The 14922-nt window shown below is 72.3% G+C and carries 14 protein-coding genes; 3 read left to right on the top strand and 11 right to left on the bottom strand.

Annotated features, from left to right (window positions below):
- Window positions 1-14 precede the first annotated feature (14 nt).
- Window positions 15-1178 carry a sialidase family protein gene (locus SD460_RS34705; protein WP_290062342.1) on the top strand — a complete coding sequence of 388 codons (1164 nt, stop codon included), beginning with the start codon at window positions 15-17 and terminating at the stop codon, window positions 1176-1178.
- Here SD460_RS34705 and SD460_RS34700 read toward each other — a convergent pair.
- From SD460_RS34700 to SD460_RS34690, 3 genes are read right to left on the bottom strand one after another with little or no spacing between them, the layout of a single operon-like run.
- Complete coding sequence (locus SD460_RS34700) at window positions 1162-1968, bottom strand: DeoR/GlpR family DNA-binding transcription regulator (RefSeq protein ID WP_318307306.1); 807 nt, start codon at window positions 1966-1968, stop codon at window positions 1162-1164. The genes SD460_RS34705 and SD460_RS34700 overlap by 17 nt on opposite strands.
- 25 nt (window positions 1969-1993) lie before the next feature.
- Window positions 1994-3019, bottom strand: a complete 1026-nt coding sequence (gene pdxA, locus SD460_RS34695; RefSeq protein WP_290056473.1) for a 4-hydroxythreonine-4-phosphate dehydrogenase PdxA — start codon at window positions 3017-3019, stop codon at window positions 1994-1996.
- Window positions 3016-4236, bottom strand: a complete 1221-nt coding sequence (locus SD460_RS34690; protein WP_290056472.1) for a four-carbon acid sugar kinase family protein — start codon at window positions 4234-4236, stop codon at window positions 3016-3018. Before SD460_RS34690 ends, pdxA begins: the two co-directional genes overlap by 4 nt.
- Before the next feature lie 113 nt (window positions 4237-4349).
- Here SD460_RS34690 and SD460_RS34685 point away from each other — a divergent pair, with 113 nt between their 5' ends.
- Both SD460_RS34685 and SD460_RS34680 read left to right on the top strand, forming a co-directional pair.
- On the top strand, window positions 4350-5339 hold the full coding sequence (locus SD460_RS34685) for an aldo/keto reductase (protein WP_290056471.1): 990 nt from the start codon (window positions 4350-4352) through the stop codon (window positions 5337-5339).
- 14 nt (window positions 5340-5353) lie between these two features.
- Window positions 5354-6118, top strand: a complete 765-nt coding sequence (locus SD460_RS34680) for an HpcH/HpaI aldolase family protein (protein WP_318307305.1) — start codon at window positions 5354-5356, stop codon at window positions 6116-6118.
- A gap of 46 nt (window positions 6119-6164) precedes the next feature.
- Here SD460_RS34680 and SD460_RS34675 read toward each other — a convergent pair whose 3' ends face one another.
- The 8 genes from SD460_RS34675 to SD460_RS34640 form a co-directional block, all read right to left on the bottom strand.
- Window positions 6165-7772: a carboxylesterase/lipase family protein gene (locus SD460_RS34675; protein WP_318307304.1), complete on the bottom strand. Its 1608-nt coding sequence runs from the start codon at window positions 7770-7772 to the stop codon at window positions 6165-6167.
- A 50-nt stretch (window positions 7773-7822) separates the two neighbouring features.
- On the bottom strand, window positions 7823-8593 hold the full coding sequence (locus SD460_RS34670; protein ID WP_290056468.1) for an IclR family transcriptional regulator: 771 nt from the start codon (window positions 8591-8593) through the stop codon (window positions 7823-7825).
- A gap of 137 nt (window positions 8594-8730) precedes the next feature.
- Complete coding sequence (locus SD460_RS34665; RefSeq protein ID WP_290056467.1) at window positions 8731-9684, bottom strand: quinone oxidoreductase family protein; 954 nt, start codon at window positions 9682-9684, stop codon at window positions 8731-8733.
- The gene (locus SD460_RS34660; RefSeq protein WP_290056466.1) at window positions 9681-10535 is read right to left on the bottom strand and encodes an alpha/beta fold hydrolase; all 855 of its coding nucleotides are present in this window, start codon (window positions 10533-10535) and stop codon (window positions 9681-9683) included. Before SD460_RS34660 ends, SD460_RS34665 begins: the two co-directional genes overlap by 4 nt.
- Before the next feature lie 106 nt (window positions 10536-10641).
- Window positions 10642-11508, bottom strand: coding sequence for an alpha/beta fold hydrolase (locus SD460_RS34655; RefSeq protein WP_290056465.1), 867 nt, complete (start codon window positions 11506-11508; stop codon window positions 10642-10644).
- Entirely contained in the window at window positions 11505-12758 is a 1254-nt protein-coding gene (locus SD460_RS34650; protein ID WP_290056464.1) for a M20 family metallopeptidase, read from the bottom strand. Before SD460_RS34650 ends, SD460_RS34655 begins: the two co-directional genes overlap by 4 nt.
- On the bottom strand, window positions 12755-13687 hold the full coding sequence (locus SD460_RS34645; RefSeq protein ID WP_290056463.1) for a DODA-type extradiol aromatic ring-opening family dioxygenase: 933 nt from the start codon (window positions 13685-13687) through the stop codon (window positions 12755-12757). Before SD460_RS34645 ends, SD460_RS34650 begins: the two co-directional genes overlap by 4 nt.
- Window positions 13687-14910 carry an aromatic ring-hydroxylating dioxygenase subunit alpha gene (locus tag SD460_RS34640; RefSeq protein WP_290056462.1) on the bottom strand — a complete coding sequence of 408 codons (1224 nt, stop codon included), beginning with the start codon at window positions 14908-14910 and terminating at the stop codon, window positions 13687-13689. The genes SD460_RS34645 and SD460_RS34640 overlap by 1 nt, the downstream gene beginning before the upstream one ends.
- Between the last annotated feature and the right edge of the window lie 12 nt (window positions 14911-14922).

Genomic DNA, 14922 nt, shown 5'->3' with positions numbered 1-14922 from the left:
TCCGGAGGACCTCGATGATCGACGACCTGCCCGACGAGCCGCTGGACGGCCTCGTGCGGCCGCACCCGCACCTGCCGGGGGTCCGCTCGGCGTTCCTGCCGCCGCCCGGCCCGCAGAGCCACGCCTCCTTCCTGTGCGCGCTGCCCGACGGCGACCTGCTGTGCGCCTGGTTCGGCGGTAGCAGCGAAGGCAATCCCGACGTCTCGATCCACCTGGCTCGCCGCCCCGCCGGCAGTGACCGGTGGTCGGCTCCGCAGCAGGTGTCCGACGACCCGTCGCGCTCGGAGCAGAACCCGGTGCTGCACCACGACGGCGAGGTCCTGCGCCTGCTCTACACCGCGCAGGAGTACGGCAGCCAGGACACCTCCGTCGTCCGCTCGCGGACCTCCGCCGACGGCGGGCGCACCTGGGGGCCGGTGTCCCGGCTCAGCCCGCGGGAAGGTCTGTTCATCCGCCAGCCGGTGGTGACGACCGCGGCGGGCACGCGGCTGCTTCCCGCGTTCGACTGCCGGGTCGTGCCCGGCCGGGTCTGGAAGGGCGACGCCGACGTGAGCCTCGTCCTGCGCTCCACCGACGACGGGCGGACGTGGACCGAGCACCCGGTGCCCGGCAGCACCGGCTGCGTCCACATGGACATCCTCGACCTGGGCGAGGGCCTGCTGGTCGGGCTGTTCCGCAGCCGGTGGGCGGATCGCGTGTACCGCAGCGAGTCCCGCGACGACGGCCGGACCTGGTCCGCGCCGGCGCCGACCGAGCTGCCCAACAACAACTCCTCGATCCAGGCCGTGACGCTGGCGTCCGGGGCGATCGCGTTGGTGCACAACGACGTCGATGCCGCGACGGCGCCGCCGGGCGCGGTCACGGACGACATGATCAAGCGGGTGGCCGAGGGCGCGCCCGTCGAGCTGGAACGCGACGCGGTGTGGGGCGTGCGGCGGGTGCCGCTCACCGTGTCGGTGTCCGAGGACGCCGGCCACACATGGCGGCGGGCCTGTGTGCTGGAAGCGTCCCGGGAGGACACCGGCGGCGCGGCGGCGGTGCTCTACGACGGCACGCCGGGGGACCGGGAGATGTCCTACCCCACGGTCGTGCGCCGCGGCGACGAGCTGGAGATCGCCTACACCTGGGCCCGGCGCGCCATCCGTGCGGTGACCTTGCCGGTCACGCTCCTGGGCTGACCGGGCCGGCGGCGGTTCCGTTCGGGCGCGCGGTGATCACTTCGACGCCGCGCGCCACGAACGGCGCGACCGCGGCAGGGTCGGCCTTCTCGTCGGTCACCAGTGTCCAGCCGGCGGGCAGCCGCGCCCAGGCGTGGAACGGCCGGTGGCCCAGCTTCGCGGCGTGAGCCAGCACGTAAACCCGCTCCGCGCGCGCCATCATCAGCTCCTTGAGCCGGGTCTGCGCCAGCTCGGCCTCGCAGATCCCGTCCTCGGCGCTCACCCCGTCGGCCCCCAGGAACACCCGGTCGAAGCTCATCCGCTCCAGCGCGGCTTCGGCGAGGGGCCCGACGAAGCCGCCGGACATCGGCCGGAACGTGCCGCCGAGGCATTCCACGCGCACGCCTTCGGCGCCGCCCAAGGCCTCCACCACGGTCATGCCGGTGGTCGCGACCGTGAGCGGCGAGCGCTCACGCAGCTCGTGCGCCAGCGCGGCGACGCTCGATCCCGCGTCCAGCAGCACCGTCTCGCCCGCGCGGACCTGCGCCGCGGCCCACCGGGCCATGCCGAGCTTGGCCTCGAACGCCTCCCCGGTGCGCTGGCGCAGCGGCTCTTCGGGGGGCGCGGCGACCGCCATCGCCCCGCCGTAGGTCCGGGCGACCTCGCCCTGCTCGGTGAGCAGGGCGAGGTCGCGGCGGATCGTGGAGGGCGTCACGTCGAAGGCCGCGGAGAGCTCCTCGACGCTCGCGAGGCCGGTGGTGCGCGCCATGCGGACGATCTGCTCACGACGACGGCGCGTACTCACAGCCATGGATTACCTCCCCATCCCAACCCGGTCAGGCCACCGGGTCCTCGGCGGACCGGCGGGTGGCCAGCGCGGCGGCCTGGCGCAGCGCCTCGACCATACTGCGCGAGTCCGCGCGCCCGGTGCCGGCGATGTCGAACGCCGTGCCGTGGTCCACCGACGTCCGGATCACCGGCAGCCCCACGGTGATGTTGACCCCCGCCTCGATGCCCAGCACCTTGACCGGCCCGTGCCCCTGATCGTGGTACATCGCCACGATGAGATCGTAGTCACCGCGCCCCGCCAGGAAGAAGGCCGTGTCGGCGGGCAGCGGCCCCTCGGCGTCGATCCCGTCGGCGCGCAGCACCTCGAGCGCGGGGACGATCTTTTCCTCTTCCTCGCCGTAGCCGAACAGCCCGTTCTCACCCGCGTGCGGGTTGATCGCGCACACCCCGATCCTCGGCGCGTCGACGCCGGCGCGGCGCAACGCGTCGTAGCCGCGCCGCACGGTGCGTTCCACCAGTCCCGGCTCGATCACCCGGATCGCGTCGACCAGCCCGAGGTGGGTGGTCACGTGGATGACGCGCAGCGTCGGCGTGGTCAGCATCATCGACACTTCGTCGGTGCCGGTGAGGTCGGCGAGCATCTCGGTGTGCCCGGCGTAGACGTGCCCGCCGGCGTGCAGCGCCTCCTTGTTCAGCGGGGCGGTGCAGATCGCTTGCACCTCCCCGGCGACGGCCAGCCGGGCGGCGGCGGCGACGTACTGGTAGGCCGCGTCCCCCGCCACCGGCGAGACCTGGCCCCAGGGCAGGTCTTCGGGCAGCAGCCCCAGGTCGATCACGTTGATCCGGCCCGGCGTGAACACCGCGTCCGCCACGTCGCCGACCGCCACGACGTCGGCGTCACGCGCCAGCACCGCGGCCGCTTGCCGCAGCCTGGCCGCGTCACCGATCACGACGGGCCGGCACATCGCGGAGGTTTCGGGGGCCAGGAGCGCGCCCACGACCACTTCGGCGCCGATACCTGCCCCGTCTCCCATCGTCACCGCGACCACAGGGCCTAGTCCAGCGGTACTCATCGTCCTCCTTGTCCGGCGCGGCCCGCTTCGGACGGGCCGTCCTGGTTCGTGTTCTGCAGGTCGCCCGCGCGCACGCTGCGGGCGATGGCGACGAGCGAGTCCGGATCGCCGAAGCTGCCCGGGCGCGTCACGACGGTGCGTCCGTCGGGAGCCCGGCTGACCACCGCGCCGTGGTGCACCTGGTGCAGCGGGCGGAGTTCGGAGATGCCGAGGGCGTCGAGGGTCCGGCGGGCGGTTTCCCCGCCGGTGAGCGCGAGGTCGACCGGTGCGGCGATGCCCTGCAGCACTTCGCGCACCAGCGCGGCCAGCAGCTCGGACACCCGGGCCTCGCCCACGAAACGGGGGGACACCGCGAGTACGGCCGTTCCGGTGCGCAGCGCCGCGGCCAGCTCGTCGCGAGCCTGTACTGATGACGCGCCGGCGTCCACGGTCACCACCGCGGCACCCGCGTCGCGCAGCCTGCGGACCTGTTCGCGCGCCGACGGTGCCGCCGTGCCGACCACCACGAGCAACGGCGCACCGGAGTTCTCGCTCGCACTTTCGGCTCGGCCGGGCCACGCTGCGGCGCGTCCGGCTGCGGCGGCCAGACCGGCCGCGCCGACGAGGGTCGCCCCGGCCACCCTTGCCGCGGCGACGAGAGCATCCAGGTCGTCGTCGCGCTCGGCGTCGCCGACTATGACGCGGCCGGAACGGTGCGCGGTCAGCATTTCGTCGGCCAGGCGGGGACCGCGGACCACGGGCAGGTCGAGTACCCGCGCCGGAAGGCCGACGGCCGCGGCGACCGAGTCCGGGGCCGCGCGGGGTTCCGCGGCCCACGCCGCAGTGTGGTGCAGCGGGATGCCGCCGACGTGCACGACTCCACTTCGGACGGTCCGCCCGGCGACCGGCAAGGCGGGCGCGACGACCACGGGCCGCCCCAGCGAGCGCAGCTCGCCGACGACGGCGCCGAGGTGCCCGCGCAACAGCGAGTCGATCTTGACCAGGACCTCGCGGTCGGCAGCGTGCGCGGCCAGCGCGGCTCGCAGGCCCGCTGTCGCGGCTTCCGCGTCGTCCGCCCGCGAGTCGAGGTCGAGGGCGAGGACCGTGGCGGCCCGCGCGGCGGCGTCGGAGCCGAGGGACAGCCGGAGGAGCGTGGGGCCGCCGTGCGCCGCGGCGGCCTCGGCGGCGCCGGACACGTCGTCCGCGAGCAGCAGGACCCGCGGCGCGGTCGTAGCCACCAGGCACCCTCCTCAAGTCGCGCGTAATGTGCAGTACGCCGTGATTCTTGCGCAGATCGCGCAAAAATGCCAGAGTTACCGGACACAGTGATCCCATCTCGCAGGAGGAACCGATGACCGCGTCCGATCCCGCCGCGACGACGCTCGACAGGCTGGTCGGGCCGACGCGGCTGGTGCTCGGCACGATGACGTTCGGCGACACTGCCGACGTCGCCGCGGCCGCCCGCATGCTCGACACCGCGCTCGACGCGGGCGTCACCAGCATCGACACCGCCAACGCCTACGCGGGCGGCACCACCGAGGAGATCCTGCGCGACCTCCTGCGTGAGCGCCGGGAGCGCATCGTGCTCGCGACCAAGGCCGGGATGCCGCACCCCGACATCGGCGAGCACTCCCCGCTGTCGGCGGCGGGGCTGCGCGCCGCCGTCGAGGGCAGCCTGCGCCGGCTCGGCACCGAGCGCGTCGACCTCCTCTACCTGCACAAGCCCGACCGCGCGGCACCCATCGGCGAGACCGTCGAGACCCTCGGCGAGCTGCTGCGCGAGGGCCGCATCGGCGCCTGGGGCATCTCCAACTACGCCGCGTGGCAGGTGGCCGAGCTCAACCACGCCGCCGCGGTCGCCGGGGTTCCCGGGCCGGCCGTCGGCCAGCAGCTCTACAACCTGCTCTCGCGGCGGATCGAGGAGGAATACGTCGAGTTCGCCCGCACCGCCGGACTGCCGACCATCGTCTACAACCCTCTCGGTGGCGGGCTGCTCACCGGCAAGTACTCGTTCGACGAGCCCGCGCAGGGCGGGCGTTTCGACACCTCGCGCGTGGCCGCCATGTACACCGACCGCTACTGGAACCGCGCGCTTTTCGATGCCGTCGAGCGGCTGTCCGCGATCGCCGGCGACGCCGGGATCGGCCTCGTCGAGCTGAGCCTGCGGTGGCTGTGCGGGCGCCCCGGCTCCGACGCGCTGCTCTTGGGCGGTTCGCGCGTAGAGCAGCTGCAAGCCAACATCGACGCGGTCGCCCGCGGCCCGCTGCCCGACGACGTCGTCGCGGCGTGCGACGAGGTCGGCGACGCGCTGCGCGGCCCGATGCCCGCCTACAACCGATGAGCCCAGGAGATCCGATGGCAGACCCGACCGACTTCGCCCGCCGCGTCCGCGCGCGGGAGCGCATCCTCGGCTACTGGGTGGTGCTCGCCTCGCCGGTTTCCACCGAGCGCCTGGCCCGCCTCGGCTGGGACTACGTCTGCCTCGACGGCCAGCACGGCCTGCTGGGCTACAGCGACCTGCTGCAGAACCTGATGGCCGTCGACGCCGGCGGCAGCGCGGGGATGGTGCGCGTCGAGGCGAACGACCCGACCCCGATCGGCCGCGCCCTCGACGCCGGCGCCCGCGGCATCATCGTCCCGCTCGTCGACTCCGCGGAGCAGGCCGCGTCCGCGGTCCGCGCGGCCCGCTACCCGACCTCGGGCGGCGTCCGCTCGTACGGCCCGATGCGCTCGGCGCTCCGGATCGGCCCGCGCCCCGCGGAGGCGGACGCGGGCACGGTCGTCCTCGCGATGATCGAGACGCCGGAGGGACTGCGCAACGTCGAGGAGATCTGCGCGACCCCCGGCCTCGACGGGGTTTACGTGGGACCGTCGGACTTGTGCCTCGCCGTCGGCGGCGCCTATCCGGGCGACCCGGCGGTCGCCGACGAGTTCGAGGCCGCCCTCGCCCGCGTCGCCCGCGCCGCGGCCGACGCCGGGGTGGCGGCGGGGATCCACACGAGCGACGGAGCGACGGCGGCCCGGAGGCTGGGGGAGGGCTACACCCTCGCGACGGTGGCCAGTGACCTCACGCATCTGGAACAGGCCTCGGCCGCGCATTTGGAGCAGGCGAAGGGTTAGTACGCCGGCCGGCGTGAGGTGATCACGCCGGCCGGCGCTGCCGGGGCTACTGGCGCACCACACCGACCTGCTGGGCGAGCTGGTCGGGGTTGATGTCGAGCCACGGGTAACTGAAGCTGTTCCACAGGTCGCAGTGCTGCGTGGCGGCGAACGCGGCCGAGGTCACCGCCGAGCTGCCGCCGAGCTGGAGGACCATCGCGCGCTGGTCCTTGACGCCCGGCCATTCCGCCTGCCCGGCCGCGTCCGGGGTGCCTTCACGGACGAACGCGCCCCAGTAGCGGACCATTTCGGCCGACAGCCGGAGCTTGTCGCGGTCGAAGAGGCTGGTCGGGGTGGGCCAGAGGTAGGCCTGGTCCGCCGCGTGGGTCGCGCCGACGTCGAAGCCGGCCGGGGTGCCCTGGCCCGATGGGCTTCGTGCGTCGAAGCGGTACAGGAACGTCTTCGGCTGGTACTTCGAGACCTGCTGGGCCAGCTGGGCGTACTGACACCCGCCGAGGCCGTAGAAGGCGCTGGCGTCCGTCCACACGGCACCCAGCGCGTACGCCGCCGTGTCCTGCGCCGGGTAGTTGCTCAGCGGGTACACCTTTTCGACGTCCGCCGCGCGGGTGCCGAAGAGGTACTCGAGGCTCTTCGAATACTGGGCCGGCGTCGCGGTGGCGAAGGGCCGGGCCCAGGCCCGCACCTCGTCGCGGGTGCTGCCGATCAGGAGCGGCACCCGCTCGAAGCGGCCGGTCCGCACCGCGGTGAGGGGCGCGATCGGCAGCTCGGGGACGCCGGCGGTCGGCAGCGGGCCGCTCAGGATACCGCCGCGGACGACGGCGCTCGCGGCCTGGATTTCGGCTGCCGACTTGGCGCGCAGGCAGCTCACCTGATGGGTGGCGCAACCCGCGTCGGTGGCGAACCGCGTGCCGACGGCCTGGGACTCGGCGACGGTGTGGCTCGGGCAACCACCGCTCTGGATGATCGCGCCGTCGACCAGGCCGTGCGTCAGCGGAGACGCCAGCAGCGCGCACACCGAGTGGCCGCCCGCGGAGAGCCCCGCGATGGTTACCGCCCGGTGGTCGCCGCCGAACCGGTCGATGTTGTGGTTGGCCCAGTTCAGGGCGGCGACCTGGTCGAGCAGGCCGTAGTTGCCGCCGCCGGTCTTGCTGAGGCCGGGGAGGTTCAGGAAGCCGAACGCGCCGAGCCGGTAGTTGATCGTGACGACGACGATGTTGTTCGTCTCGGCCAGCAGGGAACCGTCGAAGTCGTTGCCGGAGCCGGACGAGAAGCCGCCGCCGTGGATCCACAGCAGCACCGGCAGCCGCTCGTTCGTCGCCCGCGCCGGACGGAAGACGTTGAGGTAGAGGCAGTCCTCGGTCGAACCGGCACCCTGCGGGCACGCCGACCCGTAGCTGGTCGCGGGCCGGACGCCGGTCCACGCCGGAGCCGGCTGCGGTGGCTGCCAGCGGAGCGCGCCGACCGGTGGGGCGGCGAACGGGATGCCCAGGAACGCATCCACCGCCCCGGTGCTCTTCCCCGCGAGCTTGCCTGTGTCGGTCTGGACGATGAGCGAGTGCACGGCGTTCGCCGCCGCCGGAGCGACCGCGGCGACCGCGGTCGCGGTCACCGCCACCGCGACCGCGACGCCGAGCCACTTGAGTCTTTTCCGCACCGATCCTCCTGAAGCCGAGTGGGTGTCGGTGCAGGATGCGGTGCCGGGCCTCACCGGGTAACCGGCGTGGTCCGATCACCGGACCGCAGGGCACTGACCGTCTTCGTGATCCGGTGGCCCACCATCGTCAGCAGCCCGGCGTACTTGCCGACGTCGGCCCGGTACAGCGGCGCGGTGATGGACAGCGCCCCGGTCGTCAGGCCGGTCGCGCCGGTCAGCGGAATCGCGACGCTGACGAAACCGACGCGCGTCTGTTCGTATTCGACCGCGTAGCCGTTCGCGCGGGCCCGCGCGAGTTCGTTGAGTAGGAGGCCGGGAGCGTGGACCGTGTGCGGGGTGAGCCGGTCGAGCGGCGACGCGATCACCTCGTCGACCAGCGCGCGAGGCCCGAAGGCCAGCAGCACCTTGCCGGTGGCGGTGCAGTACATCGGCATCCGGCCGGCCACCCGGGACGGCTTGGTCACCTGGCTGTGGCCGGACACCTTCTCGAGGTAGAGGACTTCGCGGCCGTCGGGGACGGCGAGGTGGATCGTCTCGTTCGTGGCCTGGTAGAGGTCCTCCATGTACGGCCGGGCGGCGTCGCGCAGGATGCGCTGGCGCGGCACCCGCTGGCCGATTTCGAACAGGCGGATGCCGAGCCAGTAGTCGCTGCCGCGCCGCTCCAGCACACCCCAGGTCAGCAGCTCCTGCGCCAGGCGGTGCACCGACGCCTTGGCGACGCCGGAGCGGCGGGCCAGCTCGGTGAGGCTGAGGTGCTCGTCGTCGGGCCCGAAGGCCTCCAGGATGAGCTGGACCTTGCCGAGGACGCTGTTCGCTTCCATGGGTCCAGGTTCGCTGAGCGGAACCGGTCCGGCCAACGGACCGGTCCGCTCACCGAACCGGCTCCGGCAGGCGGTCTACCGCGGCTGGTCGTGAGTGTTAAGGAGGGTTCTAACCCTCCTTAACACTCACGACGTCCTTACGGGACCAGCACTGCGCGGCCGCGGACCCGCCCGGCCCGCAGGTCCTCCAGCGCGAGCGCCGCGTCGGCGAAGGCGTACTTCTGCACGGCCAGGGAAAGCTCGCCCGCGGACAGCTTCTTGACGAGGTCACCGGAGATCTCGCGGGCCCGGCGCTCCTGCCGGATCATGTTGACCGGCAGCAGCGCGACGTCGTCGAGGAGCCACGACGGCAGGTCGACGCGCACTTCGGTGCCGGTCACGTACCCGATCACCGCCGCGCGCCCGCCCGGCCGCACCCAGCGGGTCCGGGCCACCAGCCCGTCGCCGCCGAGCGTGTCGACCAGCAGGGAGGCGGGCCGGTCCGCGGCGAGCCGCTCGATGTCCTCAGTGGAGTCGAGGCAGATGCCGGTGACGCCGTCGGGCACGTGGCCGAGCTGGTCCGCGCGGCCGACGATCCCGGTGACCTTCGCCCCGGCGAGCACGGCCTGCTGGGCGACCATGGAACCGACTGCACCGGCCGCGCCGACGACGATCACCTGCTCGTCCTCGGCGAGCCGGGCCACGTCGTGCAGGACCACGAACGCGGTCGTCGCCGGCACGTAGAACGTCGCCGCGACCTCGGGCGGCAGCGGGGCGTCCAGTTTGTTCGCGGCCTTGGCCGGCACGCTCAGCCGCTCGGTCCAGGTCCCGTCACGCAGCAGGCCCAGCCCGGCCCCGCGCAACATCACCTGATCACCCGGTGCGAGACCGGAGTCCACATCGGACTCGACGACGACTCCCGCGCCTTCCACGCCACCGGCGTACGGCAAGGGCGGCTTGAGGTTGAACGTGCCGCTGGCGACGGTGGCGTCCAGGTGGGCCACCGCCGCCGCCTGGACGTCGACCAGCACCTCACCTTCGGCCCGCGCCGGCTCGGGGACCTCGTCGACGACCGGGGCCGAGCCCCACGTGTGGAACCGCGCGGCCCTCACGCGGCGGCCTTGCGGATGAACTCGACGCTCAAGGGGTTGTAGCGGGCGGCCTGCTCGTGCTGCGGCCAGTGCCCGCAGTCCTCGAACAGCTCCAGCTGCGAACCAGGGATGTCCTCGTGCATCTTCGTGGCCTCCGGCACTTCGCCGAACGGGTTCTTGCGGCCCCACACGATCAGCGTCGGCTGCGTGATGCGGGCGAGCTGCTCGGGGCGCAACAGGTTGCGCTGCCGCCGTTCCATGGACTGCAGGGAGAGCAGGTTGTCCACATTGGCCACGAACTCCGGCGTGTGGTAGATCGCGTGCCGGACCTCGACCAGTTCTTCGGTGGCGTCTTCCTCGCTCGCCATGAGCAGCCGCAAGCGTTTGCGGGTGAGCTCGACGTCGTCGGTGGCGACGGCGTCCTTCGTGCTGGTGCGGATGCGGTTCATGACCTCGGGGTTGGCCACGGTGCCGCCGGCGCACAGCAGCTGCAGGCTCAGCACCCGCTCCGGGTGCTCGATCGCGGCGCGGGCCCCGACCCAGCCACCGAGGGACTCGCCGACGATGTGCGCGGCGCGGATCCCGGCGGCGTCGAAGTAGTCCAGGAGGTGCTGGACGTAGTCGGCGATCTCGTACGGCCGGGCGGGCTTGCCGGTGTAGCCGTGGCCGAGCATGTCGATGGCGTGCAGGTCGAACTCGCTGTGCGCCACGATGTTGCGCGCGAACGCCTCGAGGTGCCCGCTGGTGCCGTGCAGGAACACGACGGCCTCGGCGTCCGGGTTCCCGGCCCGCAGCGTCCGGGTGGGGACGCCGCCGGCGTCGACGTACTCCACGCGGTGCGCGAGGGGAGAGAGTTCGGTCCAGATGCTCACGCGAGCTCCTTGGTGTTGATGCGGTGGACTTGGGTGTTGCTGTAGGCGGCGAGCTTGCGCAGGGCGGCCAGCGTCGCGGCCGCGGCGGTCAGGGCGAGCAGGACCTTCATGCCGGAACTCCTTGCGGGACCAGGGAACGGAAGAACCCGTCGACCACCGCGTGGTAGGCGTGCGGGCGTTCTTCCTGCGGGTGGTGGGAAACGTGGTCCATGACGTGCAGGTTGCCGTTCGGGATCATGCGCGCCAGCATCAGCGGGTAGTCGGGCGTGAGGAACGCGTCCTGCATGCCCCAGACGAACAGCGTGGGCGCCTGGATGCGGCCCAGCTCGTCCGTCAGGTCCTGCCACTCGCCGCGCGGGGAGTCCGACATGGCGGCCAGCTCGCGCTCGCCTGGGTCGAGACTTTGCTCGTACCGCAGGTCGAGTGTCTCTTCGGGGAGCTGGTCGCCGTCGTACCACTCGAGGCTGGTGATCAGGTGGCGCAGCTTCTCGCGCGTCGGGCCTTCGCCTCCGTAATAGACGTCGCGGGCGTTGCGACCGCGGCGGCCACCCTCGGGCAGCGGGGCCAGTGGCCCGTAGAAGACCGGCATGCTGCCGGTGACGACCAGGGAGCGCACCCGGTCCGGGTACTTCGCGGCGAGGTTGAGGGCGATGGTGCCGCCCCAGGAGTTGCAGACGAAGTCGGCGCGCTCGACGCCCAACGTGTCCAGGAGGGCGACGGTCTTGGCCGCGTGGTGGTCCCACATCGGCCCGGTGATGGTCGTCTTCGCCGAGCGGCCGTACTGCTGGATGTCGACGAGCAGGCACCGCCGGTCTTCGGCGAACAGCGGCGCCACCGGCCCGAAGTCGCTCCACGCGGTGCAGCCGGGGCCACCACCGTGCAGGAACACGGTGTCCGGGCCCGAACCGAGGTCGTGGTAGTGGTAGGTGACGCCGCCGCCGTCGGCGTAGTGGCTCTCGGGGGGTGGGGTCATGCTGCTTCCTTCCCGGTGGTGGCGAGGGTGGTCCGCGCGAGCACCTCGCACAGGCGGCGCATCGCGCGGACGTCGACGGTGTTCATGCCGCGGCTGAAGTCTGCGGAGGTCGCTTTCGGCATGCCGGTCCGGACGGTCGGGATGCCGCGGGCGCGCAGGATGTTCGCGTCCGTGGCCCCGCTGTTGTCCGGCACGGGTTCGTGGAGTCGGCCGGAAGTGCTTTCCCAGGCGTCGATCGCGGTGTGCACGATCGGCGAGTCGAGCGGGGTGGACGTGCCCGGGATGGCCAGGACCATCTCCAGTTCCACGTCGAACTGCTCCAGGAACGCGGCCAGTTCCCGCTTGACGGACAACGGTGTCGCGCCCGGGGCGATCCGCACGTCCACGCGGATCCGGCAGGCCGCCGGGGTGACCGCGAGCATCCGTTCCCAGCCCCCGGCGATCGATCCGATGATGCCCTGCGGAGCCGCGGTGGCCGTGCGGTGGCGGGCGGGGTAGTCGGCGAGCCAGCGTTCCAGGCGCGTCACGACTTCGGCGGCGGTGACGATCGGGTTGCGGTAGGGCAGCCGGTGGCGGCTGCCGACGTAGGTGTGGATGCCGGGCACGGTGATCTCGAACCAGCACAGCCCGACTTCGTCGTGGGCGACGAAGTCCCCGGGCTTCGCGATCACCGCGTAGTCCGTGTGCCAGCCGCGTTCGAGCAGGAACGAGCAGCCGGCGCCTTGCCCGGTGTTGGCCCGCGCGGGGTAGCCGGGCGCTTCGATGGCGTTGGTCGGCATCCCGCCCGCGCCGAACGCCACGACGACGTCACCGGCCAGCTCCGGCCGGACCGCACCCAAGGCCTCGGCGAGCACGAGGATGCAAGCCGCGTGTCCCTTCGGGTTGCTCGCTCCGAGGCCGGTGACGAACGGACCTTCGTCGCGGGGTTCGGGTCGCATGTCCGGACGCAGCTCCGGGCCGATCCACGGAGTGTCCAATTCGGACTGTCCGGTGGTGAGGGTGTCGATCGGCGCGTAGAGCATCAGATCTTGGCCGCCGCCGGAACCACGCAGGCGGCCGACGGCGTTGGCCTGGAACTCGTCGAGGTGCTGGGCCTGTGCGCCGAACCCGGCCGCCGACAACCGCGAAGCCAGCATCCGGGCGAGGGGTGCTTCGCGGCCGGTCGGGCTCGGGATCGCTGTCACCGCGTGCGCTGCTTGGCGGAGCCGGTCTTCGGTGATCCACGCGAGGACCGCGTCGAGGGCTGTCACGGCCGGATCACCGCGACGCCCATCCCGGTCAGCCATTCGGGCATGGGGGAGTAGGCCAGCGCGCGGCCCGGCTCGAAGCCCAGCGCGGCGGCCATGACGAGCCAGGTGCGCAGTTCTTGGCCGCCGTTGCCGGCCGCCTTCCCGATCTCCTCGGTCGTCAGGGACGTGTACTTCTCGAGTTCGCCGCGTTCGAGGTCGGCCAAGAAGGCCTCGTCGAATTCGGGGAACAGCACCGGACGGGCCGCGGTGATGATCTCGCGACGGCGGCCGTCGTAGCTTTCCCAGTCGCCGCGGCCGTTGAGCCACGCCTCGACGAGGAACTCCTCGTCCTCGCCTTCGGGCGCGCGCCAGTCGTCGGGCCAGGGCAGCTGGTGCGACAGGCCGCCGGACGCGATGACGACCACCCGCAGGTCCTCGGGCAGGGCCGCGATGGCTGCAGCGATGTTGCGGCCCAGCTTGGCGCAGCGGTCGGTGCGCGGCAGCGGGGCCGCGAAGACGTTGACCACCAACGGAACCACCGGCACGGCGAGGTCGTCGAGGAGGTACTGGATCGCGTGCGTTTGACCGTGGTCGATCTGCAGGCGTGCCGAGATGGCCACTTCAGTGCCGCGTTCGACGAGGTCTTCGGCGAGCCGCTGGGCGAACTCCGGTGCGGTTTTCTGCGGCCCCGACGGCGTCTTCGCCTCGCCCGAGCCGATCACCTCGCCGACGCCGAGGGTGAACGGCGGGATCATGTCCAGCCAGAACCCGCGGAAGTGGTTGGAGCCGACGATGATCGCGATATCGGGTTCCGCCGCGGCGATCTCGTTCCGGGCTTCGCGCAGTGCGTCGCGGAAGCGTTCCGCGCGGTCGGTGTGCACGACCTTGTCCCAGTGGGTGTTCATCAACGTCGAGTGGGACGCCCCGACGCCGAGCACCACGCGCGCCATCAGTCGGCGGCCGGGACGGGAACGGAGACGCCCTGCGCGCCCAGCCGGTCGACGCGTTCCTCGCAGGTGTCTTCGGCGAGCTTGCGCCACTTGAGCAGCGAGTCGTCGGGCCGGTACAGCTTCTCCGGCGGGGCGTCGGTGACTTCGACCATCCACTTGTCCTGCCCGGAGAACTGGCCGTGGAACAGCCACCGGACGAAGCCGAGGTACTTGGCGTAGAACGGCAGCGCCTTCAGCCCGCGCTGGAAGCTCGCCAGCACACCGACGTAGAGGTGGTTGTCCGCGTCGACCGGGACGTAGAACTCGTAGTGGATGAACGTCGGGTAGACGATCCGCAGCACGCCGGGCATGCTCACCGACGCGAAGCCGGGGAACTCCTGCGCGGCGATCACCGGGTTGGTCTGGCGGTGGGTGCTGGTGTTGCCGACGTTGCCGACCTTCTTCGGCGGCTTCAGCTTGAACCACGCCTGGTTGTCCCACTTGCCCAGGCCGGGGAAGTCGGCGGTCCAGTACTGCTTGTCCTGGACGCGGTAGATCCACCGCCCGCGCTCGATGATCCGGGTCTCGTTCCACACCGGCATCGCCTTGAACAGCCGCCACAACGCCGTGCGGTGCAGGTATTTCGCGTGGCCTTCGTCGTAGCCGTTCTCGCACGCGAAGCGCCAGTTGCCTTCGCGGGGCTGGATGCGCGAGCCGACGATGGCCTCGTTGCTGACCAGTTCCTCGGGCAGTTGCTCGTCGATCGGCGGGGCTTCTTCGCCGTCGCCGACGAAGACCCACACCATGCCGAGGCGCTCCTCGACCGCGTAGGTGGGCTGCTTGACCTTGCCGCAGATCGGCGAGGCCGGGCCGTCGGTGATGGCGGCCTTGAGGTCACCGGACTTCAGGTCGAACGTCCAGCCGTGGTACGGGCACGAGATCGTGCCCGGGAACTGCTGGTTGCCCTCCGACAGCGGGACGCCGCGGTGCGGGCAGCGGTCCTTCAGCGCGTACACCTTTCCGCCGTCGCGGATCAGCACGATCTTCTGCCCGAGCAGGGTGATCTGCCGGGGCTTGCCGGTGAACCGCGACGAGTAGCCCACCGGGTACCAGTAGCCGCGGAACCCGGCCGCCGCGGCCTGGTAGTGCGGCCAGCTCGACCAGTCCTGCCGGCCCGGGAGCCTCGCCGGGCGCCGGCCGCGCCGGGCCGGGGTGGTGGCCGTCTCGCCGTTCTGCACGCTCATGACCGCTCCAAG

The organism is Amycolatopsis solani (genome assembly GCF_033441515.1).
GTDB lineage: Bacteria > Actinomycetota > Actinomycetes > Mycobacteriales > Pseudonocardiaceae > Amycolatopsis > Amycolatopsis solani.
This window is presented reverse-complemented; position numbering and strand designations above follow the sequence as displayed.

Excerpts from the sequence above, each read along its gene's own strand:
- SD460_RS34705 (WP_290062342.1), top strand. The coding sequence starts at position 15 with ATGATCGACGACCTGCCCGACGAGCCGCTGGACGGCCTCGTGCGGCCG.
- SD460_RS34700 (WP_318307306.1), bottom strand. The coding sequence starts at position 1,968 with ATGGCTGTGAGTACGCGCCGTCGTCGTGAGCAGATCGTCCGCATGGCG.
- pdxA (WP_290056473.1), bottom strand. The coding sequence starts at position 3,019 with ATGAGTACCGCTGGACTAGGCCCTGTGGTCGCGGTGACGATGGGAGAC.
- SD460_RS34685 (WP_290056471.1), top strand. The coding sequence starts at position 4,350 with ATGACCGCGTCCGATCCCGCCGCGACGACGCTCGACAGGCTGGTCGGG.
- SD460_RS34680 (WP_318307305.1), top strand. The coding sequence starts at position 5,354 with ATGGCAGACCCGACCGACTTCGCCCGCCGCGTCCGCGCGCGGGAGCGC.
- SD460_RS34670 (WP_290056468.1), bottom strand. The coding sequence starts at position 8,593 with ATGGAAGCGAACAGCGTCCTCGGCAAGGTCCAGCTCATCCTGGAGGCC.
- SD460_RS34655 (WP_290056465.1), bottom strand. The coding sequence starts at position 11,508 with ATGACCCCACCCCCCGAGAGCCACTACGCCGACGGCGGCGGCGTCACC.
- SD460_RS34645 (WP_290056463.1), bottom strand. The coding sequence starts at position 13,687 with ATGGCGCGCGTGGTGCTCGGCGTCGGGGCGTCCCACTCGACGTTGATG.
- SD460_RS34640 (WP_290056462.1), bottom strand. The coding sequence starts at position 14,910 with ATGAGCGTGCAGAACGGCGAGACGGCCACCACCCCGGCCCGGCGCGGC.